Origin of the sequence: uncultured Desulfovibrio sp., assembly GCF_944324505.1 — a bacterium.
Classification (GTDB): Bacteria; Desulfobacterota; Desulfovibrionia; order Desulfovibrionales; family Desulfovibrionaceae; genus Desulfovibrio.
This window is the reverse complement of sequence record NZ_CALUWO010000003.1, coordinates 118549-143957: the sequence shown is the minus strand read 5'-3', so window position 1 is coordinate 143957 and position 25409 is coordinate 118549. Positions and strand designations below refer to the sequence as shown.

The window sequence follows — 25409 nt, the reverse complement described above, 5'->3', positions numbered from 1 at the left end:
TGCTGGGATGTCGCCAAGTGGTAAGGCAACGGGTTTTGGCTCCGTCATCCGAAGGTTCGAACCCTTCCATCCCAGCCATACAACCATACGGCGCAAAGGCACACACAGATGATGTTCAGCGATCTGAAGATTGTCACAGGTTCGTCCAATCCCGATCTGGCCAAAGCCATTTGCAACCATCTTGGCTGCCAGCTCACCCCAACCCTCGCCACGACCTTCAGCGACGGGGAACTGCGCATAGAAATCGGCGACAATGTGCGCGGTGACGACGTCTTCGTTGTTCAGCCCACCTGTCCGCCCAATGTAAACCGCAATTTCATGCAGCTCTGCCTCATGCTTGATGCGCTCAAGCGGGCCAGTGCCGGACGCATCACGGCGGTCATCCCCTACTATGCCTATGCCCGTCAGGATCGCAAGGTCAGCCCCCGTGCCCCCATCAGCGCCAAAATGGTGGCCGACTTCATCAGCACGGCCGGTGCCGACCGCGTGGTAACCATTGACCTGCATGCCGGCCAGATTCAGGGATTTTTCGACTGCCCGGTGGACAATCTCTTCGCCACGCCGGTCATGATGGATCCGCTGCGCAAATACAGCGAACAGGACGAAATCGTCATCGTTTCGCCCGATGCCGGCGGCGTGGAGCGCGCCCGTTCCTATGCCAAGCGCCTCAATGCCCCGCTGGCCATCGTGGACAAGCGCCGCGACAAGCCCAATCAGGCCCAGGCCATGCACGTCATCGGCGATGTGGAAGGCCGGGTAGCCATCATGGTTGATGACATGATCGATACTGCCGGCACCCTGTGCGCCGGCGCCGAAGTGCTGCTCAAGAACGGGGCTTCCAAGATCATTGCCTGCGCCACCCATCCTGTGCTTTCCGGCCCGGCCATTGACCGCATCAACAGCACGTCCGCCCTGGAGCGCGTCATCGTGACCGATACCATCCCGCTGGGCGACAAGCTGACGGCCTGTCCCAAGATCGAGGTTGTCACCGTTGCTGCCCTGCTGGGCAAGACCATTCACAACATCCACACCGGTTCTTCGGTGAGTGTGCTGTTCATCTAGCAAATTTACGGGGGCCCTTGCCCCGTTAAAAACTACGCAAGTTTTCCGCCTTGCAGCGGTAGACAGTGAAGGAGTAAGGAAATGAACATTGAAAAGACGTTGAGCGTGCAAAAGCGTGAAGGCAGCGGCAAGGGCCCGGCGGGTCGTGTGCGCGCCCAGGATATGGTTCCTGGCGTGTTCTATACCGCTGATGGCAAGAATATCGCTGTCCAGGCCCCTTCCCTGCCTGTGGAAAAGCTGTATGGCGAAATGGGCCGCACGTCCGTGTTCAATCTTGAAATTGACGACAACGGCACCAAGAGCGTCTACCCCGCCCTTTTCTGGCAGGTGCAGATGCACCCCTACAAGAAGGCCTTTACCCACATCGACTTCTACGGCGTTGATCTGGACAAGGAAATCAAGATCGATGTTCCCGTGGAATTTGTGGGCACCGCGCGCGGCGTGAAGCTGGGCGGCATCATGGAAGCCTATCGCGAAGTGGTGCGCCTCAGCGCCAAGCCCCTGGACATGCCCGCCAAGATCACGGTGGACGTGAGCAACATGGGCATCAATGACACCATCACCATTGAAACCCTGCCCCTGCCTGCCAATGTGTCGGCCGTCTATGACCAGAACTTTGCGCTGGTGAGCATCATCGACAAGTCCAAGGCCGGTGCCGACGACGCCGGCGAAGAATAGTCGCCCGTCGCGTCAACTGTCTGCATGGCCGGTTCCTTGCTGGAGGAACCGGCCTTTTTGCCCGTGTGCTCTCCCGCTGCTTCCATGGACGTCTCCCCGCTTCGGCTTTCCCTGTATCCGCATGACCACGGCCGGGCCTTTCTGGACTGCTGGCCCCGCAGCAACGCCGCCTGCGTCCTCTTTCTGCCGGGAAGCATGCTCTCTCCGCTGCACTATCATGTGTTCCTCCAGGCACTCATGCGGGAGGGCTTTTCCGTGGCTGCCCTGCATGCCACGGGCCATGGCGCCTCCCGGCACCGCGGCCCCTTTCACTGTGCCCGCCTGCTGGAAGATGTGCACGCGGCGGTGGACTGCCTGCGGCACCGTGGTCAGCACTCGGAAATCATACTCTGCGGGCACAGTCAGGGAGGTATTCTTGCCCTGGCTGCGGCTGGCGGCGCCAGCTGGCCGGACGGGCAGCACATCCCTCCCCTGCCCCATCTCCGCGCCTGCTTTGCCATCTCGGCCGTTTATCCACAACATGCCGAGGCCGTGACGCTCACCCGCCTTGCCCCGCTGGCCGCATACCGGCAGGGCATCATGAGCCGTCTTGCCCGCTGGGCACAGCGCTTTCCCGGCCTGCCCGTGCCACTGCCCTGCTATCTTTCCCCCCGGCGCATTCTGGCCGGCTGCACGCGCTGGCCCCGGCTGTCCCGGCGGGAGCGGCGCTTCACCTATCCCCTGCGCTTTCTGTATTCCCTCTTCAGTCTGCATGCCGGGACCACGGCAGCCGTTCCCGTGCATCTGCTCGGCGCCCCGGATGACGCCCTGTTCACACCGGCGCTGCTCCAGACAACCTTCGAACGTCTGCACGCCCCGGACAAGACTCTGGCCTGGCTGCCCTCCGGCGGCCATCTCTGCCTTATGCAGGCAGCTGGCGCCAGCCATGCCGCCCGCTATCTGGCCGAACATCTGCCCCCGCTTCCCGCCGCGCAGCAGGCGGACGGCCAGGGGCAGCATTTCCCGTCACGCGGTATCGCCGCAAAGGATTGAGTATGGATTTTACAGGTGTTCTGGTTGGCCTGGGCAATCCCGGCGAAAAATATGCCGGAACCCGGCACAACTGCGGTTTTTTGCTGGTGGAGGCGCTGCTGCATGCCGCGCGCACCCATGGCGGTGACGTCAGCGAGGTTGCCGGCAGCAAATTTTCCTGCCGGCTCTGGCGCATCCGCTGGACGCCCCTGGGGGGTCAATGGCTGGCCGCCATGCCGGAGACCTTCATGAATCTGAGCGGCCAGTGCGTCCAGCCGCTGCTGGCCTGGCACAAGGTGGCGCCGTCCCGTCTGGTGGTTGCCCATGACGAGCTGGATATTCCCCCCGGTGACCTGCGTTTCAAGTTCGGCGGTGGCAATGCCGGACACAATGGCCTCAAGTCCATTACCCAGCTGCTGGGGACCCCGGACTTTTACCGTCTGCGCATCGGCATCGGACGCCCTCCTGTCCGTGGCGACGTGACGAACTGGGTGCTGGGACGTCCCTGCGGCGCCGATGCAGACGCCATACAGGACGCCATTCAGCGGGGCCTCTCGGTGCTGACCGCCTTTGCCGACAAGGGACTGGAGGCGGCTGTGCGCGCCTGCCGGCCATCCAGGGCGAAGACGGACACGAACAGGGCAGACAAGGCATAGCTGCTCTGGCGGAAAAACCGCTGAGGAACACCTACCTTGCGGGCGGCGGCTTTGTTTTCGCGCCGCTGCCTGTCCGGCGACAGATTTCGGGGGAAGGCTTGGGGAAAGGCAGCCCCTTCCGCGCTGGTGGAGGGCTTTGCCTTCCCCCAAGCCCCCCTCCCCAGTGCGCTTTTGTCGGGAAGATAACATTCGGCAGGCACCATGCCTCGTGGCGGCGGCTATTGCTGCAATCTAGCAAAGCCCTCCCGAATGATGTGGGCCATCAGAACACGCCTTTTTTCCAGAAATTCGGCGTACGGCATGCTCTCCCACCCGTCAGGCAAGGCATGCAAGCGCAAATCTTCATGAAGTTCAGCGCGGTGCAGGTGCCTCTTCACCTGCTCGGGAAAGTAGCTGGCCGGCGCCTTATCGGCAATAGTGACATTACGATCCCATTCGACCAGCGCATAATTGGCAATTTGATTCCTGTCGCGGTCATTGTCTATGCCAATGCGCTGCAAGTATGCCTTGGGAAACAGGTGGTGACGCTCAAGGGCTTCCCTGTTTCCTCGCATTGTCTGATCCAGCATGTCCGCGACTTTCAGATCGGAAAACAGGACGTGAGCATCCAGAAGGACCAGGGCGGCATAGTATGTATAGAGCGACGGACTCCGAGCGGCCGCCGAGGCAAGCTCATTGGGTAAGGTAATATTCCAGAAATCATCCGTCAGCGTATCGCGAATAATGCGATCCAAATGCGCTAAAAATGCCTGTCCGCTTTGAATGCCGCGCAAATTGGCAAGGTCCTGCTCCATCTTGGATTCTGGCGAGCTTGAGTAGCGTGCCGTAAGTGAGCTCATGAAGAACCAGCGGGCAATTGCCAGCCGGAGAGCATCGCCAGAAAGCGCATAATCATACTTTCCTATAAGAAAAAAAGTATATGCATACAGCAAACCAACGCCTGACGTGATCATTTTCTCATGACGGAATCCGGCGGCATACAGGCAGCGAAGAAAATCCTTCCAGTTTTGCAGCGCAAGGACCTTACCTTGTGCATCCTTAAACAGTGAAAACTGTGCTTGACGCCGTTCCGAAGTCACATCTCCTGTTTCCAGGTCTTTTCCACGAAGAACCTGATAGCCGTATTTCAGACGAGCACGCTTGAATGCCAGGCCAATACTGACCCGTACCATGTCACTGGGTTCCGGTGCATAAAAATAATTGTACGGACTACCGCCTGTAGCACTGGGGACACGTGCGGCCCGGCAAAAGCTTTCCAGGGCAGTTCTGCCTTCATCCCAAAAAACGGACATCAGCGTCAGAATAAAATCTGATTGATTCAGTTTCTGCCCTCCGCTATTGACCCGCACGAAAATATCAGAAACCAGTTCCTCGTCGGTTTCCTTGTCAATTTCAAGTGCAGAAAAGCTGTAGGTTCTGATGCTGAGCAGGCGTTCGATATTTTCCGCCATGATCTCTTCGCGCTCAGAGCTTGTCTCACCCTGACTTGCCTGCAGGCGGTGCAAAAATGCATTGATATGTTTGCGACTGCTTCCGGCACGGGAAAATAGTTCAGAAATATCAGGTATCCATTCCGGGCTGCGCGCCAAGGCCGCAGTGGATACCTCAAACCTACCTTTTTCAGGATGAAAGGCAATCTTTATACGCCGCTCGGAAAAGTTCTTGTCAGTAACCGGCAAACCCTTCATCACCGCATACAATGATGTGAGTCGTTGCTGACCATCAATAATCAGAAGCGACGGACTATCCGTACCATGCCCCTGGCTGCCGATCTGCCGGCTCCCCGGGCTGGAAGGAGATGCCCAAAAAAGGAGGAAGCCGACGGGATAGCCGCGAAACATGGAGTCAAACAAATCGCGTACCTGTGCATTGCTCCACACAAAAGGCCGCTGAATATCCGGCAGGCCCAGATTTCCGTGATCGATATTGGAAACCAGCCATTCTACTGTACACGAAACAGGCTTGAACAATGGCGTCGACATGCCTCCCCCATCACGTGAAGGTATGGGGCGTTCCTTGATGAACGCGCCCTGGAAAACAAGAAAAGGGGAAAGCCGATGCTGGCTTTCCCCTTTTCTCTTACACTATGTACACAATGATCCGACGCAGCAAGAAGTCGGCCTAGAATTCCAGCTTGCGATATTCTTCCAGCGCAGCGGCCTGCTCTTCAAAGCTGGCAAAACCCGCCTGATGCAGAGCATCTTCCACCGTATGGTTCCAGTCCCAGGTGGCGTAGATGACCGGCTTGTGGAAGGTGGAGCGGAAGCTCTCCAGTTCCGTCCGGTAGAAGTCTTCCTTGGGCGTATCCAGATGTTCACGCAGCTGCTCGTGGCGGCGTTGCAGTTCGCCCTCGTACCACTCCTGAATATCCTGCGGCAGCGTGTACTTCTTGAGGATATGCCCATAGCCCGTTTCTTCCATGAGATGGGCCAGGCGCTGATGATGCTGCTTGCCCAGCCAGGCTCCCAGGCCGGACGTGGGGATGTTTTCCGCTTCCACGGCGGCAATATCCTGCACGGTCTGGAAATAGGTATCCGGCACCACAGAGGCGGAAACAATGCCGGCAATGGCCACCAGACCGCGCAGAATGACGCTGTTGGAGACCCCCTGCCCGCAGAAGCCCACCTTCTTGCCGTACTTCTGGCCGGAGAAGATGGTCACCAGAATGGCCCAGATCACCGCCGGGTCCTCTTCGTCATAGATATGCGCCAGGCGGGCATTGTCGCGGTCCGTGGCCAGGACCATCTGGGTCATGTCATTGGAACCGATGGAGAATCCGTCAAATTCCGCAAGGAACTGCTTGGCCAGAATGGCATTGGCAGGAATTTCGGACATGAGAATGATCCGCAGCCCGTCTTCGCCGCTCTTGAGCTTGTGGACCTGCTCCAGATAGGTCCGCATGGAGCGGGCTTCTTCCAGCGTGCGCACAAAGGGCAGCATCATCTGCAGATTTGTTCCGCCGTAGACACCGCGCGCCAGCTTGAAGGCCTCGATTTCCCAGTCGTGGATATTGCGGGAAACGCCGCGATAGCCCAGCATGGGGTTGGACTCGTGATGCTCGAACAGAATGCCGCCGATGAGATTGCGATATTCGTTGCTCTTGAAGTCCGTGGTACGGTAGATGATGGTCTTGCCGTAGAAGGCCATGGCAAAAAGGGCCAGATTCTGGGCAAGGGTCTGCACATAGTGCTCCTTGCCGGTCCGGTAGCCGCGCGAACGGATAAGGTTGCGGATCTTTTCCGGCAGCTGACGCACGGAGTCCATTTCCTTCTTGAGGCCGGCCCGCAGGCTCACTTCCTCGCGCAGGCGGCTGATATTGTCCAGCAGGGCCTTCACCACGGGCAGGTCCTTGACCTTGGCCACACGATCCGCCACGCTGGCTTCGATTTCCGCCATACGCTTGGCATCTTCGGGATCAGCCGGATTGAGCAGGGCCAGCTCGTCATCATAGCCCATGATGATGCGCACATGATCCGTGAGATCATCGGAAGTCTTGAGCACTTCCAGCCTGCGGGAGGCAATTTCCAGGTGCTGGTCGATCTTGTGATCCAGCTCGCGCATCTTGCGGTGCAGCAGCAGCACTTCTTCCGCATTGGAGCTGGTGTCGGTTTCGGCCAGGGCAGCCGCCTCGGCCGACAGGCCCGTGATTTCTCCCACGTATTCACGCAGATTGAAATTGAAGACAATGAGACCGGCGGCCATCTGCTCGCGCAGCACCTTGGAAAGATTGTTGGCCAGTTCCTTCAGCTTGGCCTGCACGATGCTTTCCAGTTCGCCGTTGTCATAGGCTTCCAGCGCCTTGGGATGGATGCTGATATTGCCCAGCATGAACTCGGCACGCAGCAGGCCCACCTCAAACTTGGGGAAATTGCGCAGACGCGACAGGAAGAGCGACTGGCCCACGTCAGCCAGCACCAGACCCACCTTGGTTCTGGTGACGGGCAGCTTGGCCACGTCCATTTCGCCGCCCACTTCCTTGAGCGGCAGCAGCCCGCGATACACGCGGCCATGCGTGCCGTCCACGGTCACTTCGGCCCCGTCCAGCGCACGCAGCACATCCAGACGCTGAATACCGATGACGGCGGCAATGCCCAGTTCACGGGAGGTAATGGCCGCATGGCTGGTATCGCCGCCCACGTCCGCCATGATGGCCGAAGCCACACGCATGCCGGGCACCATGTCCGGATCCGTGCGTTCCGCTGCCAGCACATCGCCCTTTTCCACCTTGTTCAGCTCAAGAGCGGAACGCAGGAAACGCACCGTGCCATGCCCGGCCCCGCGCGAGGCGCCATTGCCTTCCACCAGCACTTCGGCGGCCTCGGCGGCCTTGGGGTCTACCTCGCGGCGGCGCATGAAGATGGTGGTGGGATGGCGCTCCAGTTCCTCGTTCCAGCGGGTTTCAGGACGGGCCTGCACGAACCAGAGCTTGTCGTTGGCGTCAATGCAGAATTCCGTATCCATGATCATGCCGCCGTATGCCTTGCTCACAGCGCGCACGCCACGGGCCACACGCTCTGCCTGGCTGAGCGACAAGGCCCAGCGCAGGGCCTCCAGCTCGGGAACAGGCACTTCGCGGGTGCCGCCCTTTTCGTCATAGACGATCTTCATGTCCTTGCAGCCCATCTGACGGATGACCACGTCACTGCCGTCATCACGCTGAAAGACATACAGCTTGTCCGGGGTAACCTTGCCGCCCACCACGGCCTCGCCCAGACCGTAGCTGGTGTCGATGCTCACCAGGTCCTTGCGGTCCGTACCGCGGCAGCCTGTGGACGTATCAGCCGAAAAGGCCGTGCCCGACACCACGGGATTGATCATCTGCATCATGCAGACGGACAGGGAGGTATTTTCGATGGCCCAGTCCTTCTTGGCGGCTTCGGCAATGGATTCGTCCCCCGTTTCCTCGGCGCGGGCAATGGCATCCAGAATGGCCTCGCGGCGATAGGTCATGGAGCGCAGATTGTAGGCCGAGGAGCAGTCCCAGTGATAGGCCTCCACCACCTTGTCGCTGCCCACCATGTTCAGGTAGGTATCCTGGAGACCGGCAAAGGCCTTTTTGCGGGAGTCTTCGCCCGCGGCGGACGAACGCACGGCCACGGGGGTCATATCATCGTTATTGTCCCCGCAGATGGCCTGATAGGCGCCGCGCACGGCCGCATCCACATCCGCCGGCAGGTCCACGGAAAGAATGGCGGTCTGCACCATGACGGAACGCTTGCGCAGCTGGTCGATGCCCTCGGGAGAGGTGGCAAAGCCCTCCACCACATTGTTGATGAAGGTACGCAGCTTGGTGTGCCCCTGTTCCTCGCCCTTGGCCGCATCATGCACCTTGCGCCCGAGCTGGCGCACGAATTTCTGCAGGAAGTCGGGGTCCTGATTGATTTCGGGGTCGTTCCAGTCAATTCGGCCGTATTCCTTGTCCACCACACTGCGGACAACCCTGCCGCTCACCTTGGTTTCATCAAGAAGGCGATGGAAGGCCAGCGAAGAAATGGCGCGGAAATAGGGCGCCTGGATTCCCTCGATTTCACTGATGAGCGCTGTATTGTAATTCTTGCCGCCTACAAGCAGTTCCGCTTCTTCACCAAGCGCCACAATATCGGCGCCGGTGAGGACCAATTTCTTGCGGATAGCCTCAGGGCTTTCCTTGACAGCTTTGCCGCCTGATTTGGTCACAGGGGTCTTGGGGGTCGTCATGATATCCTCCGGGATAACGGAAAAGAGGGGGAAAGGCCTTTCAAAGAGTAACGCGCCTGCCCGAAGCTGTCCACAGTTTCGGGCAGGCGCTTCCGTTTCATCTAGATGTGCGCGCCGCAGTAGGGGCAGAACTGGATGTCATCCATGGGAATGGGATGTCCGCAGGCCTCATTGGGGCACACACGCGGCACCGGACCAAGCTCCACAATAAGCTCGCCTTCCCGCACAGAGACCATCTGCTTGTTTTCCTTGAAGTCCGCCGTCTTGAGCACGCGCTTGACCACGGCATTCATGGGGGCCAGCACGGCCTTTTCCTGCTTCATGATGGAAACATTGAACAGTTCCTCGCCTTCCTTCACGATATCGCCGGGGTGCACATACATGACCCACAGGTCACCGTTGCTGGGGGCAGCCACATGATAGCGGTTGGACGGATCCGCCATGACCACGCCGCGCTTGGCCTGGCCGCTCTTTTCGGCCACCTGCACCTCGCAGCTCATGATTTCGGAGTCCAGCACATAGCGGCAGACAGAGACGCCGGCATCATTGGGGCGCGAGATGCTCAGCAGGGCCAGATGGTGCGGCTTGCCGCTGGTATCGTTGAAGTTCAGGTCCTGGCCCGCCTTGAGACCCTCGAACCAGATATGCAGAGGCAGGTTGTTGGGGTCGCCATACTTGGCGCGGAAGCGTATGGTCTTGAGGGCATCGCCGGGATGGTTGAGGTACATGACGAATTCCTCTTCCGTGGGATCGCGCTTGATGAGGTCGGCGCAGGCCTTGCGCTCCGCGGCAAGGTTCACGTCCGGCAGGGATTCCAGCGGCGAGGCTTCGGTGCGGTTGGCAATGGCGCTCTTCCATTCGCTGCCAAAGGCGCTTTCGTAGACCCAGTCCGCCGGGAAGCCCAGGGGCAGCCGGCCGAACTTGCCCAGCAGCAGCTTGCGGAAGGCATCGTTGCAGTCCCGGTACAGGCTCAGGCGAGCCTGGCGCATCTGTTCGCTCAGCTCGCTTTCCGGGCGGCTGGTCACTTCATTGAGCACCTCAAGCAGGAAGCGCACTTCCTCCTCGCCGCCCCGCTTCCAGGCGCCTGTCACTGCCAGGAAGGCCGTATTCCAGGTGATCTGGGAACCGGGCGTCACGTCGTGATAGCGCACGATCTGCCGCGTGCCGGCCAGGAATTTGAGCATGTAGGGCAGCAGGTGGATATAGCCCTGCTTCATGGCGCCTTCCTGCGAGGAAGACGTGGCCCCGCCGGGCATGCAGTGCTGGGTCACATCATAGTCAATGCCCTTGAAGTACGGCGAGCAGTAGCGGTCGTAGTAGGGCATGATCTGCTTGCACACAAAGTTGGCATCGCGGATAGCATCCACATTGAGGTTGCAGCGGAGGCCCAGCTCCCCTTCCAGATAGGCCATCATGGACTGCACGTCACCCTGCCCGTAGGAGCGGACGGCAGACCCCAGGCCCACATCCAGAATATGCGCCCCGGCCTTGGCCGCCGCGCCGCAGGCCGGCACAAAGAGACCGTCGGTATAGTGGCGATGGTAGTGCAGGACCAGTTCCGGCCAGGCCTTGCGCAGGGCAGAAACCAGCGCGGTCATGAAGCGGGGCGGGCAGATGCCGGCCATATCCTTGAGGCCGAGGATGATGTGACGGGAGGCTTCCTTGGGATTCACGCCCATGATGTCACCCATCATGCGCAGGATGGCTTCCGTCACGCCCAGATAATGCGGCACGTCAAAGCCCTTGGCCAGCGACAGGGACAGGGCCGGCTGGAAGACCACATCCCGGCGGGACATGACTACTTCCGCCAGGGGCCGCATGTTCTCCACATGATTGAGGAAGTCAAAGCAGCGCACCACCGTGTAGTGATCGCAGATCATTTCGCCGGTCAGACGCATGAGATTGCGCGGCTGCGGCGAATAGCCCAGCACGTTGGTGGAGCGCACCAGCAGCTGCTTGTGCGTCTTGGGGGCAAAGCTGTTCCATTCCCGCGCTTCACGGAAGGGATAGGTCATATTGGCCATCATGGCCACATGGAAATGCGCTCCCCCGCCGTTTTCGATGGAGAAATAGCCCACATTGTCCAGATAGGGACCGATGAGCCTGTCTTCCGCCAGACGGAAGCGGTTGCCGGAATTGGACTGCGTAAGGTCGCGCGGCGTGGTGTCCGTGAAGTGCACCGTGCCCGAATCGCGGATATAGTCCAGCAGGGCCAGACGGTCGCCATGCGGATAGGGCGAGGGCTGACGGCGCAGGCTGGTGCTGATGGGGGGCAGCACAGGTTCAAAAGCCCCCAGCACGGGCGTACTTTCCGAGCGGTATTCCCCCAGCTGCACAAAGGGATTGTAGCCGCGGGCCGAAATTTCGGCCACAAGACGGGCCAGACGCTCGCTTTCCGGCGCCAGGTCCGTGTACTGCATGAGTTCGGGATGCTCCGCAATGAAATTGGTATTGACGCTGCCATTGCGGAACAGGGGATGACGGAGCACCTGCCGGAAGAAGGGAATGGTGGTCTTCAGACCGCCCACCACGTATTCGCCCAGGGCGCGTTCCATGATGCCCTGGGTCTTTTCCCAGTCCTGGGCATAGGTGATGAGCAGCGCCCCCGCCGAGTCGTAATTGGCCGGAAATTCATAGCCGGCACAGATATTGGAATCCAGGCGCACACCGGGGCCGCCGGGCGAGACATAGCGCGTTACCAGACCGGAATTGGGCGCAAAGTTGTCCTGCGGATTTTCCATATTGATGCGCACCTGCATGGCACAATAGGAGGGACGCAGATTTTCTTCGCGATAGCGCAGCTCCGCCCCGAAGGCCACGGCAATCTGCTCTTCCACCAGGTCCACGCCATAGCGCGTTTCGGTGATGCCGTGCTCCACCTGCAGGCGGGTGTTGACTTCAATAAGATAGGGTTCCCCGTCCGGCGTCACCAGAAATTCCACCGTGGCCAGCGAATGATAGCCCACGGCCCGCACCAGGCGGCGGGAATAGTCCTTGAGGCGCTCGCGCAGGTTGCGGGTGATGCCCTTCCACGGCGACGGCGTGATTTCAATGAGCTTCTGGTGATTGCGCTGCACCGAGCAGTCGCGCTCGTCAAAGGCAAAGACATTGCCGTACATATCGGCAATGACCTGGATTTCGATGTGGCGCACATCACTGAGGAACTTTTCCACAAAGAGACGCGGATTGCCGAACGAGGCCTGCGCCATGGTGGAAGCCTTGAAGAAGGCGTCTTCCAGTTCTTCCTCGTTATGGATGGCAAAGATGCCGCGGCCTCCCCCGCCGCCTTCGGCCTTGAGCATGATGGGCAGGCCCATTTCCCGGATGAGCTGCCGGGCCGTGGGAATATCCACCGCGCCATCGGACCCCGGCACAACGGGAATGCCCAGCTTGCGGGCCACAATGCGGGCCTGCACCTTGTTGCCCAGCAGGTTCATGGCCTCTGCCGTGGCGCCGATGAAGGTCAGGCCGGCCTCCTTGCAGCGCTGCGGGAAGCGCGTGTCTTCGGACGCAAAGCCCCAGCCGGGATGAATGCCCACCACACCGCGCTGTTTGGCCTTGTCGATGATGCGGTCGATGTCGAGATATGCGCGGGGATCGGAACCCAGCAGGATGAGTTCCTGCGCTGAGGACGCCGCGGGAGCGGTCTTATCCACGTCAGTGGCGGTCATGGCCGCCACGGCGTCAAATCGTTCACGGATGGAGCGGCAGATACGGCGGGCCGGGATACCCCGGTTCGCCACAAGAATTATCTTGCCCTTGAGAAACTCCTGAACCTCAGCAAAGCTCTTGTTGGCCATTTGTTGCTACGCCCTTTCATTGTCGTACGGGAGAGAGACTCCCGCTGTAAAAAATATCTTCCCCGTCATCCTGACGCAAACGAATGCCGCCATCGGGGTGCAGCCCGGCAAGGAAACCCTCATGGCTGACGTCGCCATCCTGAAGCCGGACGCGTCGTCCCTGCCACAGGAGGAAACGCTCCGCCGACTCCAGCCAATGTTCCGCAAGGGAACGCTGGTCAGTATATGCCGAATAAAGCCACTTTACAAGCGCAGTCCACAGGCTTTCCGCCGTGGGGCAGGCCGGGGCGCCGCCGGGCCATACCTCCGCAAGACTGGCTGCCGGCATGGCCGCCTGCGCCCGCAGCTGCTGCACATCGGGATGCCAGATCACATTGATGCCGATGCCGGCATACAGCCGCCCGCCGCGCTCTTCCATAAGAATGCCCGCCACCTTGCGGGCCTGCCCCCCCTGCTCCACTGCCAGATCATTGGGCCATTTTACCCGGACGGCAAGGCCCATATCCGCAAAGGCCCGTGCCAGCAGCAGGCTCAGGGCCGGGGTTGCCTCGCTGCCTGTAAAGGGTGGCGCCTCGGGCAGCCGCAGGGTGGCATAGATATTGCCAGCAGGGGACTGCCACTGACGCCGCATCTGCCCCCTGCCCGCCAGCTGGCGGACGGCCTGCACGCTTTCCCAGACGGCCAGGCGGCCGCACTGGGCCAGACGGTGTGCCGCGTCCAGCGTGCTGTCCACACATTCCAGACGCCATACCGCAGGACAGCCCCGGCTGTCCATGCGTGGCAGCACCGGGCGAACGGGGACGGGCCCGGCCGCCGTGTACTCCTTTGCAAACGCTGTCATGTCTGTCATGCTTGCTTCATGAACCTCTATCTTGTGGGCGGTGCGGTGCGCGACATTCTGCTGGGGCGCATCCCCCGCGAACTGGATTTCTGCTTTGACGGTCGGCGCGAGGACTTTCTGGCCAGTCATCCCGGCGCCACCCTGGTGGGCAGCCTGCATGTCTGCCTCTGGAACGGCTGCGAATTCATGCCCCTGCGCGGCGCCAGCCTGGAGGAAGACCTCATGGCCCGCGATCTGACCGTCAATGCCCTGGCCCTGGACCGGAAGGGTCGCCTGCTGGCCCATCCCCGGGCACTGGATGATCTGCGCGCCGGCATCCTGCGGCCGGCCTCGCCCACGGCCTTTGCCAGCGACCCCGGCCGGGTGTTCCGGCTGGCCCGCTTTGCCGCCTGCTGGCCCCGCTGGCGCATTGCCCCCGAAGCCTGGCAACAGATGCGCCGCCTCACACGGCAGGACCTGGCCGCCCTGCCGGCGGAACGGGTGGGCCGGGAGCTGCTCAAGGCGCTGGAATCCCCTGCGCCCGGCCGTTTTCTGCATGTACTGCTGCTTGCCCGCTGCCTTGCGCCGTGGTTCGAGGAGCTGGAACGGGCCGCCCGCGTTCCGGCCGGTCCGGCCCGCTGGCACGGCAGGGGCAGTGTCCTGGACCATACCATACGCGTCATGGATGGCTGTGCCGGCGACGGCATGGCCGCGTGGATGGCCCTTTGCCATGATCTGGGCAAGACAGCTACGCCCCCGGATCTCTGGCCGCATCACTACGGCCATGAAGACCGCGGCGTGCCTCTGGGGCAGGCGCTGGCCCGGCGGCTGCGCCTGAGCACACGGCATGGCAAGGCGGCAGCACTGGCCTGCGCGGAACACATGCGGGCCGGCCGATACGCCGAACTGCGGACCGGTACCCGCAGAGACGTGCTCTGGCGGGTGGAGCGCAGCGGCTTCAGCCTGCCCTTCTGGAAAATGGTGGATGCGGACAGCGGCCGGATGGTGAGCGCCACAGCCCTGCACCACCGGGATGTGCTGTGCGCCGTACATCTGCCGGAGGCCTGGCGCAACCGCGGCCGGGAATCGGAACAGCACCTGCGCGACCTGCAATGCCAGGCCCTTGCCAAGGCCGCCGAGGCTTCCTCTAACGCCCCCCGCCGTCATGCCGGCAGGCCGTAGGCCTCAGTCCTGCGCTGTGCGCTCCAGAAAGGCACTGGCCGCCGCCGCACAGGCAGCGCACAATCTGTCCATCTCCGGCCCGTGATCCAGTCCGGCTAGATGGCCCATGCCGTGTGCCAGCAGGCGCAGCAGATGCTCCGTCCTGTCCTGACCATACAGCAGGCATTCCCGCTCCAGAGTGGGCAGCGCCAGCAGCAGCTGGCCGGGCTGCCCGTCTCCGGGAAAGGACAGCACATTGGTCGGCCCGCAGCAGCCCATATAGCAGGCATTGGCCCTGGCCATGCAGCCGTCGTCCACCAGATACAGGACCACCCCCGGCAGCGCTCTGCCCTGCCGGGCAAGCTCTTCCAGCATGGCATCCAGCAGAGCACGCACCTGGGGCATGGGCAGGGGCAGCAGCCAGGCCTGACTGCCCGTTCGACTGATGACAATGCTCATGAAACCTCCCTGGCAGCAGGCAACGCCCGCCGTTGTGCGCGCTTCCCGCTAGCAGGTCTTGTGCTGGGGATGCGTTGCCGGCATGCTCTCGGTACCGTACATGCCGCCGGCATGGGCTGCCGTGCGGGCCGGCCCGCCTGCCGCATGGGCGCTTCCCGTCCCGCCTTCGGACGGCGAGGCAGCGTCGCCGGCAGCGGCGCGGCCCTCGGCCTTGCCTTCTCCCCTGGACTCCGCCCGGCCTGACGGCTGTCCGGCCTTGATCCGCGAATCAGGGTAGGCAATGCGCTGGTGGAACAGACCCGTCAGGATGCGCTGGAAGTTCTCGCTCAGGAAATGCAGGTCCTTGAAGGTCAGTTCGGACTCGTCAAGCTGCCCTTCGGAGAAGATGCCCTTGATGATGGTATCAATATGCGTCCTGATGCGGGCCGGCGTGGGATCGCTCAGTGTCCGGCTGGACGCCTCCACCGAATCGGCCAGCATGAGAATGGCGGCTTCCTTGGTCTGCGGGCGCGGTCCGGGATAGCAGTAGTCGGACTCGCGGGGCTTTTCGCCCATATTGATGGCCTTCTGATAGAAATAGCGGATGATGCGCGTGCCGTGATGCTGCCGGATGATGTCGATGATCTCCTGCCCCAGGTTGTAGCGCTCGGCCAGCTCGGTCCCCTTCTTGACATGGGAAATGAGGATAAGGGCGCTCATGGAGGGCGCCAGCTTGTCATGCTTGTTGGGGCCGCCAAACTGGTTTTCGATGAAATACTCGGGGTAGGCGATCTTGCCCGCATCATGATACAGGGCGGCAACCTTGCACAGCAGGCTGTTGGCGCCAATGGCCTTGGCTCCGGCTTCCACCATATTGGCCACCACAAGAGAGTGATGATAGGTCCCGGGAATGGTGACCATGAGTTCCTGCATGAGCGGATGCTCCAGACTCATGAGTTCCATCAGGCGGAAACGCGTGCTGTAGCTGAACGTGATTTCCAGAATGGGACTCAGGGCAAACAGCAGAATGAGCGAGACCACACTGTTGGTCAGCACGGCCACGGCAAAGGCGGGATACAGCTCCAGCGCCGTATGCGAGGCCAGCAGCATGGCCAGGCAGATGATGGCCTGCCCCAGAGTCAGCGGCACGATGCTCCATATGACATCCTGCCGGGTCTGCGCGCTGGTGACCAGCCAGGTGGCCAGCATGCCCCCCAGGAAATGGTACAAAAAGACCTGATAGCCCTGCTGGAACATGAGGGTGGTAAACAGGCAGAGCAGAAGCCCCATGGTGCAGTAGCGCCGCGCCGCAAACACCATGGCCACCAGCCCCACGGCGCCGGCCACGGGAAAGCCCACGGCAAAGGCCGCCAGGTGATTGAGATCGCTCACCACCAGGCTGAGGGCAAAAAGCGCCTTGGCGCCAATGCCGAACAGCAGCAGCACCAGCGAAATGAGCAGCATGTCCTTGCAGCGCAGGGGCGTGCCGGGCTTGCCGCTGGGGGCCATGAAAAAGCCCACGGAAAAGACCAGGGCAAAGAGGAAGGTGCCCAGCGCCGTATTCCAGTGCATGCCCTCGGTGGCATTTTCATACAGGGCCTGGGTCTTGATCTGCTGTTCCCGGCTGACACGCGCGCCCTTGCGCACAATAAGCTCGCCCTTCTGAATCTGATAGAAGACCGGCTCCACATTTTCCACCACGGCATTGCCGCGCTTCTGGGTGGCTTCGCGGTTCAGCGTCAGCGTGGGCGGCAGCGTGCTGCCCAGAAAGATGCCCAGTGCCCGGCGGGCGCTGGCATCCAGCTCATGGTCCCGCTGCATATGCGCCGTCAGCTCGGCCAGAAAGGACTGCACATCCGGCAGCGAGGTCACATCGGGCCGCAGCAGCTCGGTACCATTGTCCAGATTGTGGATGATGGCCCCTGCCCGGCCCACCCGGGCCATGCGGATATCGCTGACCAGCCCTTCGGTCAGCCGTTCGGTGATGATGGGCATGAGCTTCTTGAGCAGATAGGCCTGCACATCGGCCCGGGCCAGCTGGGGCAGCACCTCGGCCGCCACACGGGGCGTCAGCTCGTCGGACAGATGCTGCAAGGCCGGATCAGGAGACGGCGGCACCATGCCGTCCGCAGGGGACTCCTGCGCCGGGGGCAGCGCGCCGTCCTCCGGCGGCACGGCAGCGGCCGGATCCGCAGCGGTGGCATCGGGCACGGCCGGCCGGGGTGCGGAAAGCTCCTTGAGCACGGCCAGCACGCGCCCCTGAAAATGGGTCAGGGGTTCCAGGCTCAGGTCATAGACCGGGGGCTGCAACAGCAGCACCTGCTTGCGCCTGGCCTGCGTGGCCTGAATGTCCTCTACCTGCATGTCGCGGTCGGCCACCACGTCATGGTCGGCTATCTGACCGGCCACATAGAAGAAGCGCGTGCCCTCGAAGTTGGCGCCTGCCAGCAGCGACAGCAGCAGCAGGCTCAGAATGAGGACCACAAGACCACGCCCGCAGTGATGGCGCGCCCGGATGCTGCGCACCAGCGCCAGAAAACTAGACGGACGGACAGGTTTTTTCTGCGTCATCATATGCGCTCACAATGGCTCCCACCAGCGGGTGACGCACAACGTCGGCCTTGCTGAAATGATGCACGGCCACGCCAGGCACACCCTGCAGCACGCGCAGGGCATGCACCAGCCCTGACCGGCCATAGGGGGTATCGTTCTGGGCAGGCAGGTCGATCTGGGTGGTATCCCCCGTCACGACCACACGCGAACCGAAGCCCATGCGCGTCAGAAACATCTTCATCTGCTCATGGGTCGTATTCTGGGCCTCATCCAGAATAATGAAGGCATCATTGAGGGTACGTCCGCGCATGAAGGCCAGAGGGGCTACTTCAATGGTGCCCACTTCCAGCATGGATGCCACCTTGGGCTGCGGCATCATGTCGTGCAGGGCATCATACAGCGGACGCAGATAGGGATTGACCTTTTCCACCAGGTCTCCCGGCAGAAAGCCCAGACGCTCGCCTGCCTCCACGGCCGGGCGCGTCAGCACAATGCGCTTGACCTTGTGCTGCTGCAACAGGGAAAGGGCCATGGCCACGGCCAGATAGGTCTTGCCTGTGCCGGCAGGCCCCACGGCAAAGACCATCTCGTAACGGCGCAGGATTTCCAGATAGGTTTTCTGGGCCACATTGCGCGCCGCCACCGATTTGCGCGGGGTATTGACAAAGACCGCCTCGCGGAACACCTGGCGCAGGTCCAGGCCGGGATCATTAGCCAGCATGGTGTAGCTGCGCAGAATGTCCTGCCGGCTTATGGCCGTGCCTTCACGGAGCATGGCATAGAGCTGCACCACCACATTGCAGACCAGCTGCCGCACCGCCGCGTCGGGCGAATCCACAAAAAGCGTCAGGCCGCGCGTGGTGAGGCGCGCGCCGCTGGCTTCTGCCAGCATGTCCAGATGTACATTGTGCGGTCCGAACAGGGCTGCCGCCACCGCCGGATCGTCAAAATCCACTGTCTCTACTCTGTGCGAAGAAAATGCCATAGGTGCCAAATCTAGCCCATTTGTCCGGCACTGTCCATGCCCGCCGCCTGCGGGGCGCGGGACAGGCCGCAGCCCGTGGCCCCTCCTCCGGCGCCGCAGCGCCCTGTGCGCGGGCACCCGGCCGTATGCAACCAGACAGAGGCACGAGATACCGCGGCCTCCGGCGGGCATAAAAAAAGGTCCGCTGCCGAAACAGCGAACCGTCTTTTTTTCTGGTGGGCCATCAGGGACTCGAACCCCGAACCAACTGATTAAGAGTCAGCTGCTCTACCAATTGAGCTAATGACCCGCATTGCGTGAAAAGATATGTACGCCTGAGCCTGCACGGGGTCAAGCACTTTTTTGCCAGAACTCCAAAAAAATCAGGCAGGCCTGCCGCGGCATAGGCTGCCGCTCTGTTTTGCGCCACAGCCCGCGCCGCGCTCCGGCCCTGCCTTCCCGGAGGGGAACCGCGCGGCTCCCCTCCTCCCGGCAGAACGGTTCCGGCCTAGCCAAGCCGGGCGCGCAGCATGTCATTGACCAGGGCAGGATTGGCCTTGCCGCGCGTGGCGCGCATGATCTGCCCCACAAAGAAGCTCATGAGCTTGGTCTTGCCGCCGCGGTAGGCTTCCACCTCGGCGGGATTGTCGGCAAGCACCTTGTCCACGGCCGCCTCAAGTTCAGAGGTGTCGGAAATCTGCACCAGGCCCTTTTCCTTCACATAGGCTTCGGGCATGGCGCCGGTGCGCATGAGGTCGGCAAAGATGTCATTGGCTATCTTGGCGCTGATAAGGCCCTTGTCCACAATGGTAACTAGCTCGGCCAGGCCGGCAGGCGTCATCTTGCAGTCATCCAGGGAAATGCCGGCATGCAGTTCCCGCAGGAAGGCCCCCAGCATGAAATTGGCCACCTTGCGGGCATCGGCCAGGCCGGCGGCCGCTTCAAAAAAGTCCGCCATGGCCCGGCTCTGCACCAGGACCTCGGCTTCCGGCTGCGGCAGACCGGTCATGTCCACAAAGCGCCGCATGCGGGCATGGGGCAGTTCGGGCAGCTCGTCGCGCCAGCGGGCCATGTCCTCGTCGCTGATGGTCACGGGCAGCAGGTCCGGGTCCGGGAAATAACGGTAATCGTGCGCCTCTTCCTTGCCACGCATGGAAACGGTCACGTTTTTCACCGCATCATAGAGGCGGGTTTCCTGCACGATGACGTCGCCATCGGCCAGCGCGTCCTGCTGGCGGGCGATTTCATAGTCAATGGCGCGCTGCACGTTGCGGAACGAATTGAGGTTCTTGAGTTCCGTGCGGGTGCCGAAGGTGGGGCAGCCCACGGGACGGATGGACACATTGGCGTCACAGCGGAAGCTGCCTTCCTCCATGTTCCCGTCACAGACGCCAAGATAGGTCACGATGCCGTACAGGGCCTTGAGGTAGGCCACGGCTTCGGCGGAAGAGCGCATGTCCGGCTCGGACACAATTTCCACCAGCGGCGTACCGGCACGGTTGAGGTCCACATAGCTCACGTTTTCGCCCTGGGCGTGAATATTCTTGCCGGCGTCATTTTCCATGTGAATGCGCGTGATGCCGATGCGCTTGGACGTGCCGTTCACCTCCACGTCCAGATGGCCGTGCTCGCAGATGGGCAGATCAAACTGGGAAATCTGGTAGCCGGACGGCAGGTCGGGATAAAAATAGTTCTTGCGCGCGAAGACGGACTGCTGATTGATGGCGCAGTTCGTTGCCAGGCCCACCAGGGCGGCATAATGCACCGCCTGGCGATTGACCCGCGGCAGGGCGCCGGGCATGCCCGCGCACACTTCGCAGACATTGCTGTTGGATGGCTGCCCGAAGGTGGTGGGGCAGGAACAGAACAGCTTGGATCTGGTTGCCAGCTGCACATGCACTTCAAGACCGATGACGGCTTCATACGCGGCCATGTATATTCTCCTTCTGGGCGCATCGTCCCCTGCGGGCCGGATGCGCCGATGTCACAAGCTCAGTAACGCCCTTTGATGGTGGCGTCAAAATATTTGCCCACCCCGTATTCGCCGCGCCGCATGAACATGCGGGCTTCCGGGCCGATGATCTGCATTTCGCGATTTCGCGTCTGCATGTCGAGGGCAATGCGCATTTCCTTGGTGCAGCCCGTGGAATAGGTGGCATCCTTGCCCAGCCAGACACCGGGCACACGCTCGCCCAGCAGGGCAAAGCTTTCCTCTATGTCTTCCACGGTCTGAAAACGCCAGATGTCAATGTAGCCGCTGCGCTGCACGCGCTCCCACATGTACATGAGGTCATCCCCGTCCATGCCGTCCATGAAGTGCTCGGCAGGATTGATGATCAGGGTATGGCTCATGGTGCGGCGCAGCCTGTCCACAAAGGCGCGCACCAGACGTATGGCTGTCTGCGTCTGCCCGGGAATGCTGCCGATGATGCAGCTGTAGAACATGACGCGCTGCCCCTGGCCATGGGCCGCGCGCATGGCGGCAATGATGGCATCGGCCTTTTCCGTAATATCCTGCTCGCTGAACTTGTGCACCGAAGCGGCATGCGGCCGGAAGGCACAGCGCAGACCGTCCTCCGTATGCCAGCAGCAGAGAATGTCACGGGTATATTCGTAACTGCCGTTGATCAAAATGTCCGCCGCGGCCTTTCCCTTGGCCAGCACCAGGTCAGCCTCCTTCCAGGCGCGGGAGAAGCTGACGGAAACGCGGTGCAGGTTAAGGGCCTCCCGGGTGCCGTCGTCCAGCACCAGCAGACGGTGGCTGCGCAGCTGGCGCAGCAGGGCATTCTTGCTCAGCTGGCTGTCGCGGATGATGCCGTCCGCATGGATCATGCCGCGCAGCTCGGGGTCATCTTCCATGTCGTCCAGGGTGGGCGCCATGAAGCAGAAACCCGCCTTGGCGGCATAAATGACGCGCATGCCCAGTTGCAGGCAGAGACGCGCCAGCGCCAGATCAAAAACGGCCCCGCCCTCCTCGTCACACAGCAGCAGCAGGGTTCCCCCCTGCTCCGCCACCCGTTGCAGCACGGTTCTGGCCTGCGCCAGTTCCCGCTCCGCACGGGAAAACAGCTCCACCAGCCAGGCCGCCCCACGCGTTTCGGGAGCCGGTTCAGCAGCGGCCAGGCGGCTGCCCGCAAGGGCCAGGCAGAGGTGGCGCACAAGTGCAATGCCGGACAGACGGCGGCCGGCCTGGTGCAGACTGTCCGTGGCGGCGGGGTGTTCGTCCCCTCCGTCGGCCAGCCGGTCCAGCGCCGTGCGCATGACCATGGATTCCAGCAGTTCCCGCTGGCGTCGGCTGGCTTCCTGCCGGCGCCGTTTCCACGGATCGGCCCACGGGTCATCCGTGGAAAGAGCCGAACTGACCATGCGCTTGAGCAGGCGCGTCGGCAGAATGGTGCCCAGATGCACGGCCTGCCGGAAACGCCGGCTGCAAAAACGCAGTTGCAGGCTGCGCCCTTCCTGCGGGGTGATTTCGCGCACAAGGCGGGCCGTCCGTCGCCAGATGGCGGCATACTGCGCACGCAGCGTGCGGATGTCGCGCCCCTGCAGGCAACGGAACTGCGCATCGGAACAGGGCAGATAGACCTGGTTCTCGGCAAGGCAGACCATGAATCCCAGCTGCTCGGGACTGGCAATGAGCTGGGGATTCATGTGATAGGCAATATTATTGTCCATGAGCAGACTGTACAGCCATGCGTCAAAGGCCGCATGCTGCCCCAGTCTGACCTGGGCGGCACACTCGTAGAAAGGCATGCGCATGCCGGAAACCTAGAGGGCACGGCCGCCCGTGGCAAAATTGGTCACAAAGCCGCGCGTGCGCAGACGCTCGAAAAAGGGCACTTCCGCACCGGCAAAAAGCACGGCATCATCCACGCTGCTCACCTCCACCGTATCGCCGTAGGCCAGCAGGATGCCCTCCTGTCCGTCCACGGTCAGGTAACTTTCCGTGCTGTTGGGCAGAACCTCCAGGGAAAAAAGCGTCCGACCGGGAAAGACCATGGGCGGAATGGTGTTGAGAAAGGGACAGATGGGCGTAAAGACCATGGAACGCAGCGAAGAATACAGCAGCGGTCCGCCGGCCGAAACACTGTAGCCGGAACTGCCGATGGCCGTGGACAGAATGACCCCGTCACTGCGCAGATCGCACATGTGCTCATCATTCACGTCAATGCGCAGGCTGACCAGACGGGACATGGAGGAACGGCTCAGGACCACGTCATTGATGGCATGGCCGCGGTCGGCCTCGCGCCCGCCGCGCACCAGACGCCAGCGCAGGGCCGAAACAGGACGCAGGGGCATCCTGCCCGCAAGACAGGATTCCAGGCCGGCCTTCCAGTCATCCGGTTGCAGCTCGGCCAGAAAGCCCACGCGGCCAAAATTGATGCCCAGCAGAGGAACGCGGCTGCCCACCAGGCGGCGGGCCACCCCCAGCATGGTGCCGTCCCCGCCAAGAACCACCACCAGGGCAAGGTCCGCATCCGTATAGGCCGGAGAATTCTCTCCCGCACGGCTGACAGAAACCGTATGCCCCATGTCGCGCAGCCACTGCGAAATTTCCCCTGAAAGGGCAACGGCCTCGCTGCTGCTGACCTTGACCACGAGATGAATATGCTTGGAGGACCCTTCGTGCATAGGCTGCATCCTACGACAAGGCCATCGTGACTGCAAGCCTGCGGCGCCCCTGCCCTGCGACTTGTCAGGCAACGGTCTTTGCCGTACAAGAAAAGGCCATGCTCCCCGAGACCACTGCCAGCGATCAGAGCCTGCGGCTCATTGCCTGCCATGCCGAGGAGGGAGCGCGCCTGCGGGAGCGCTTCTTTCACGATATGGCGGTCCCGCTGTGCCGCGCCGCCCATCTGATGGCCGTGCGCCTGGCAGCGGGCAACAGGCTGCTGCTCTGCGGCAGCGGCGACGGAAGCATCATTGCCCGGCGCATGGCCCATGCGCTGATCGGCCGCTTTCAGCTCAACCGCCCGGCCCTGCCGGCCCTGCTGCTGGACGCGGATACGGCCTTTCTTTCCGGCCTGCCGGGAGAAGGCGACAGCCGGCAGGCGCTGGCCCGGCAGGTGGATGCCCTGGGAACACCGGGAGACATCCTGCTGCTCGTCAGCACGGCCGGCGACAATGACGGCCTGCTGTACGCCACCGAGGCGGCCCGCCTGCGCGGCATGCACGTGCTGGCCATGACAGCCCGGCAGGAGGGGAACGATCCCCTGCTGCCCCGCTGCGATGTGCTGCTGGCCGTTCCCCATGCGGCAGCGCCGCTGGTTCTTGAGGTCCACATGGCCGCCGGGCATCTGCTCTGCCGGCTGGTGGACCATTACCTTTTTGAAAATCCCAACGCGCTGCGGGCCGTGCCCGCAGGCGTCAGCAAGTGAGGAACTCATGCCCATCTACGAATACTGCTGCGACAAATGCGGCAAGGAATTTGAAGAACTGGTTTTTGATGACAGCACCCCGGCCTGCCCCCACTGCGGCTCCAGCCTGACCCACAAGCTCATGTCGTCCTGCTGCGTCCGCTGCGGCAGCGATGCCTCCTCGTCCGGCAGCGGCAGCACCGGGGCCGGTTCCGGTGGCGGATGCGCCGGCTGCGCCGGCGGCAACTGCGCAAGCTGCGGACACTAGGGGAAACAGCATGAAGAAACTGACCATCGCCACCCGCGGCAGCCGCCTGGCCCTCTGGCAGGCCGAACACGTGAAACAGACCCTCATGGCTCTGGAGCCGGAGCTTGCCATCGATCTGACCATCATCAAGACCAAGGGCGACATCATTCTGGACGTGCCGCTGGCGCAGGTGGGGGGCAAGGGGCTTTTTGTCAAGGAAATCGAGGAAGCCCTGCTGGACGGCCGTGCGGACCTGGCCGTGCACAGCATCAAGGATGTCCCCATGACCCTGCCCGATGGCCTGACGCTGGGCTGCGTTCCGGAACGGGAAATCTGCACGGACTGCTTCCTGTCCTTCCGCTACGCCTGCTTTGCCGATCTGCCTCCGGGGGCCTGCGTGGGCACCAGCAGCCTGCGCCGTCAGGCCCAGCTGCTGGCCCGCCGCCCTGATCTGGAAATCGAATCCCTGCGCGGCAATGTGGATACCCGGCTGCGCAAGCTGGAAAATGGCGATTACGACGCCATCGTCCTGGCTTCGGCCGGCATGCGCCGCCTGCATCTGCACACCACCTACATGGAATCCCTCTCCACCGACATCTTTGTTCCCGCGGTGGGACAGGGGGCGCTGGGCATCGAATGCCGGGCTGACGACAGCGCCACCCTGGAGCTGCTCTCCCGCATGGAGCATCGCGAGACGCGCATCTGCGTCGAGGCGGAGCGCGGCCTGCTGGCCGGGCTGGACGGCGGCTGCCAGGTGCCCATCGGCGCCCATGCCGTCATGACCGGCGCCAACAGCTTTGTGCTGGACGGACTGGTGGGCGAGGTGGACGGCAGCTGCATCATCCGTTCCCAGCTGGAAGGCCTGGCCGACAGCGCCCGCGCCACCGGCCTTGCCCTTGCCGAAAAGCTGCTTGACAACGGCGCCCGCGAAATTCTTGACCGTCTTTACTGCACAAGGTAGGCCC

General features: G+C 62.2%; 18 protein-coding genes and 2 tRNA genes. 9 read left to right on the top strand and 11 right to left on the bottom strand.

What is annotated here, in order from left to right:
- Positions 1 to 3: 3 nt before the first annotated feature.
- The 5 genes from Q0J57_RS04950 (at position 4) to pth (ending at position 3407) form a co-directional block, all read left to right on the top strand.
- A tRNA-Gln gene (locus Q0J57_RS04950) sits at positions 4 to 78 on the top strand.
- Between the two features lie 33 nt (positions 79 to 111).
- The gene (locus Q0J57_RS04945; RefSeq protein ID WP_297218135.1) at positions 112 to 1062 is read left to right on the top strand and encodes a ribose-phosphate pyrophosphokinase; all 951 of its coding nucleotides are present in this window, start codon (positions 112 to 114) and stop codon (positions 1060 to 1062) included.
- A gap of 81 nt (positions 1063 to 1143) precedes the next feature.
- Positions 1144 to 1740, top strand: a complete 597-nt coding sequence (locus Q0J57_RS04940) for a 50S ribosomal protein L25/general stress protein Ctc (protein ID WP_297217692.1) — start codon at positions 1144 to 1146, stop codon at positions 1738 to 1740.
- A gap of 84 nt (positions 1741 to 1824) precedes the next feature.
- Positions 1825 to 2772, top strand: a complete 948-nt coding sequence (locus Q0J57_RS04935) for an alpha/beta fold hydrolase (protein ID WP_297217690.1) — start codon at positions 1825 to 1827, stop codon at positions 2770 to 2772.
- 2 nt (positions 2773 to 2774) lie between these two features.
- Positions 2775 to 3407, top strand: a complete 633-nt coding sequence (pth, locus tag Q0J57_RS04930) for an aminoacyl-tRNA hydrolase (protein WP_297217687.1) — start codon at positions 2775 to 2777, stop codon at positions 3405 to 3407.
- A 218-nt stretch (positions 3408 to 3625) separates the two neighbouring features.
- Here the strand turns inward: pth and Q0J57_RS04925 are convergent, their stop codons facing one another.
- From Q0J57_RS04925 to Q0J57_RS04910, 4 genes are all read right to left on the bottom strand, one after another.
- A complete protein-coding gene (locus Q0J57_RS04925; protein WP_297217682.1) occupies positions 3626 to 5389 on the bottom strand; it encodes a DUF262 domain-containing protein in 1764 nt (587 codons plus the stop codon).
- Positions 5390 to 5528: 139 nt separating this feature from the next.
- On the bottom strand, positions 5529 to 9104 hold the full coding sequence (locus Q0J57_RS04920; protein ID WP_297217678.1) for a PEP/pyruvate-binding domain-containing protein: 3576 nt from the start codon (positions 9102 to 9104) through the stop codon (positions 5529 to 5531).
- Between the two features lie 101 nt (positions 9105 to 9205).
- Positions 9206 to 12904, bottom strand: coding sequence for a pyruvate carboxylase (locus Q0J57_RS04915; RefSeq protein ID WP_297217674.1), 3699 nt, complete (start codon positions 12902 to 12904; stop codon positions 9206 to 9208).
- A gap of 16 nt (positions 12905 to 12920) precedes the next feature.
- A complete protein-coding gene (locus Q0J57_RS04910; protein ID WP_297217671.1) occupies positions 12921 to 13745 on the bottom strand; it encodes a biotin--acetyl-CoA-carboxylase ligase in 825 nt (274 codons plus the stop codon).
- Between the two features lie 18 nt (positions 13746 to 13763).
- Here Q0J57_RS04910 and Q0J57_RS04905 point away from each other — a divergent pair, with 18 nt between their 5' ends.
- On the top strand, positions 13764 to 14906 hold the full coding sequence (locus tag Q0J57_RS04905; protein ID WP_297217668.1) for an HD domain-containing protein: 1143 nt from the start codon (positions 13764 to 13766) through the stop codon (positions 14904 to 14906).
- A gap of 3 nt (positions 14907 to 14909) precedes the next feature.
- On the opposite strand, the gene ybeY is transcribed toward Q0J57_RS04905, so the two are convergent.
- The 7 genes from ybeY to Q0J57_RS04870 form a co-directional block, all read right to left on the bottom strand.
- Positions 14910 to 15344 carry an rRNA maturation RNase YbeY gene (gene ybeY, locus Q0J57_RS04900; protein WP_297217664.1) on the bottom strand — a complete coding sequence of 145 codons (435 nt, stop codon included), beginning with the start codon at positions 15342 to 15344 and terminating at the stop codon, positions 14910 to 14912.
- 48 nt (positions 15345 to 15392) lie between these two features.
- A complete protein-coding gene (locus Q0J57_RS04895) occupies positions 15393 to 17897 on the bottom strand; it encodes an HDIG domain-containing metalloprotein (protein ID WP_297217661.1) in 2505 nt (834 codons plus the stop codon).
- Positions 17863 to 18861 (bottom strand): PhoH family protein, encoded by a 999-nt coding sequence (locus Q0J57_RS04890; protein WP_297217660.1) that lies wholly within the window; start codon positions 18859 to 18861, stop codon positions 17863 to 17865. The genes Q0J57_RS04895 and Q0J57_RS04890 overlap by 35 nt, the downstream gene beginning before the upstream one ends.
- 213 nt (positions 18862 to 19074) lie before the next feature.
- A tRNA-Lys gene (locus tag Q0J57_RS04885) sits at positions 19075 to 19150 on the bottom strand.
- A 198-nt stretch (positions 19151 to 19348) separates the two neighbouring features.
- Positions 19349 to 20773, bottom strand: a complete 1425-nt coding sequence (gene gatB / locus Q0J57_RS04880) for an Asp-tRNA(Asn)/Glu-tRNA(Gln) amidotransferase subunit GatB (RefSeq protein WP_297217657.1) — start codon at positions 20771 to 20773, stop codon at positions 19349 to 19351.
- 59 nt (positions 20774 to 20832) lie between these two features.
- The gene (locus tag Q0J57_RS04875; protein WP_297217655.1) at positions 20833 to 22599 is read right to left on the bottom strand and encodes a hypothetical protein; all 1767 of its coding nucleotides are present in this window, start codon (positions 22597 to 22599) and stop codon (positions 20833 to 20835) included.
- 9 nt (positions 22600 to 22608) lie between these two features.
- Positions 22609 to 23472 (bottom strand): NAD(+)/NADH kinase, encoded by an 864-nt coding sequence (locus Q0J57_RS04870; RefSeq protein WP_297217653.1) that lies wholly within the window; start codon positions 23470 to 23472, stop codon positions 22609 to 22611.
- Between the two features lie 98 nt (positions 23473 to 23570).
- On the opposite strand from Q0J57_RS04870, the gene Q0J57_RS04865 reads away from it, so the two are divergent.
- From Q0J57_RS04865 to hemC, 3 genes are read left to right on the top strand one after another with little or no spacing between them, the layout of a single operon-like run.
- Positions 23571 to 24218: an SIS domain-containing protein gene (locus tag Q0J57_RS04865; protein ID WP_297217651.1), complete on the top strand. Its 648-nt coding sequence runs from the start codon at positions 23571 to 23573 to the stop codon at positions 24216 to 24218.
- Positions 24219 to 24225: 7 nt separating this feature from the next.
- The gene (locus Q0J57_RS04860) at positions 24226 to 24465 is read left to right on the top strand and encodes a zinc ribbon domain-containing protein (protein WP_297217650.1); all 240 of its coding nucleotides are present in this window, start codon (positions 24226 to 24228) and stop codon (positions 24463 to 24465) included.
- A gap of 10 nt (positions 24466 to 24475) precedes the next feature.
- Entirely contained in the window at positions 24476 to 25405 is a 930-nt protein-coding gene (gene hemC, locus Q0J57_RS04855) for a hydroxymethylbilane synthase (protein ID WP_297217648.1), read from the top strand.
- Positions 25406 to 25409: the final 4 nt, after the last annotated feature.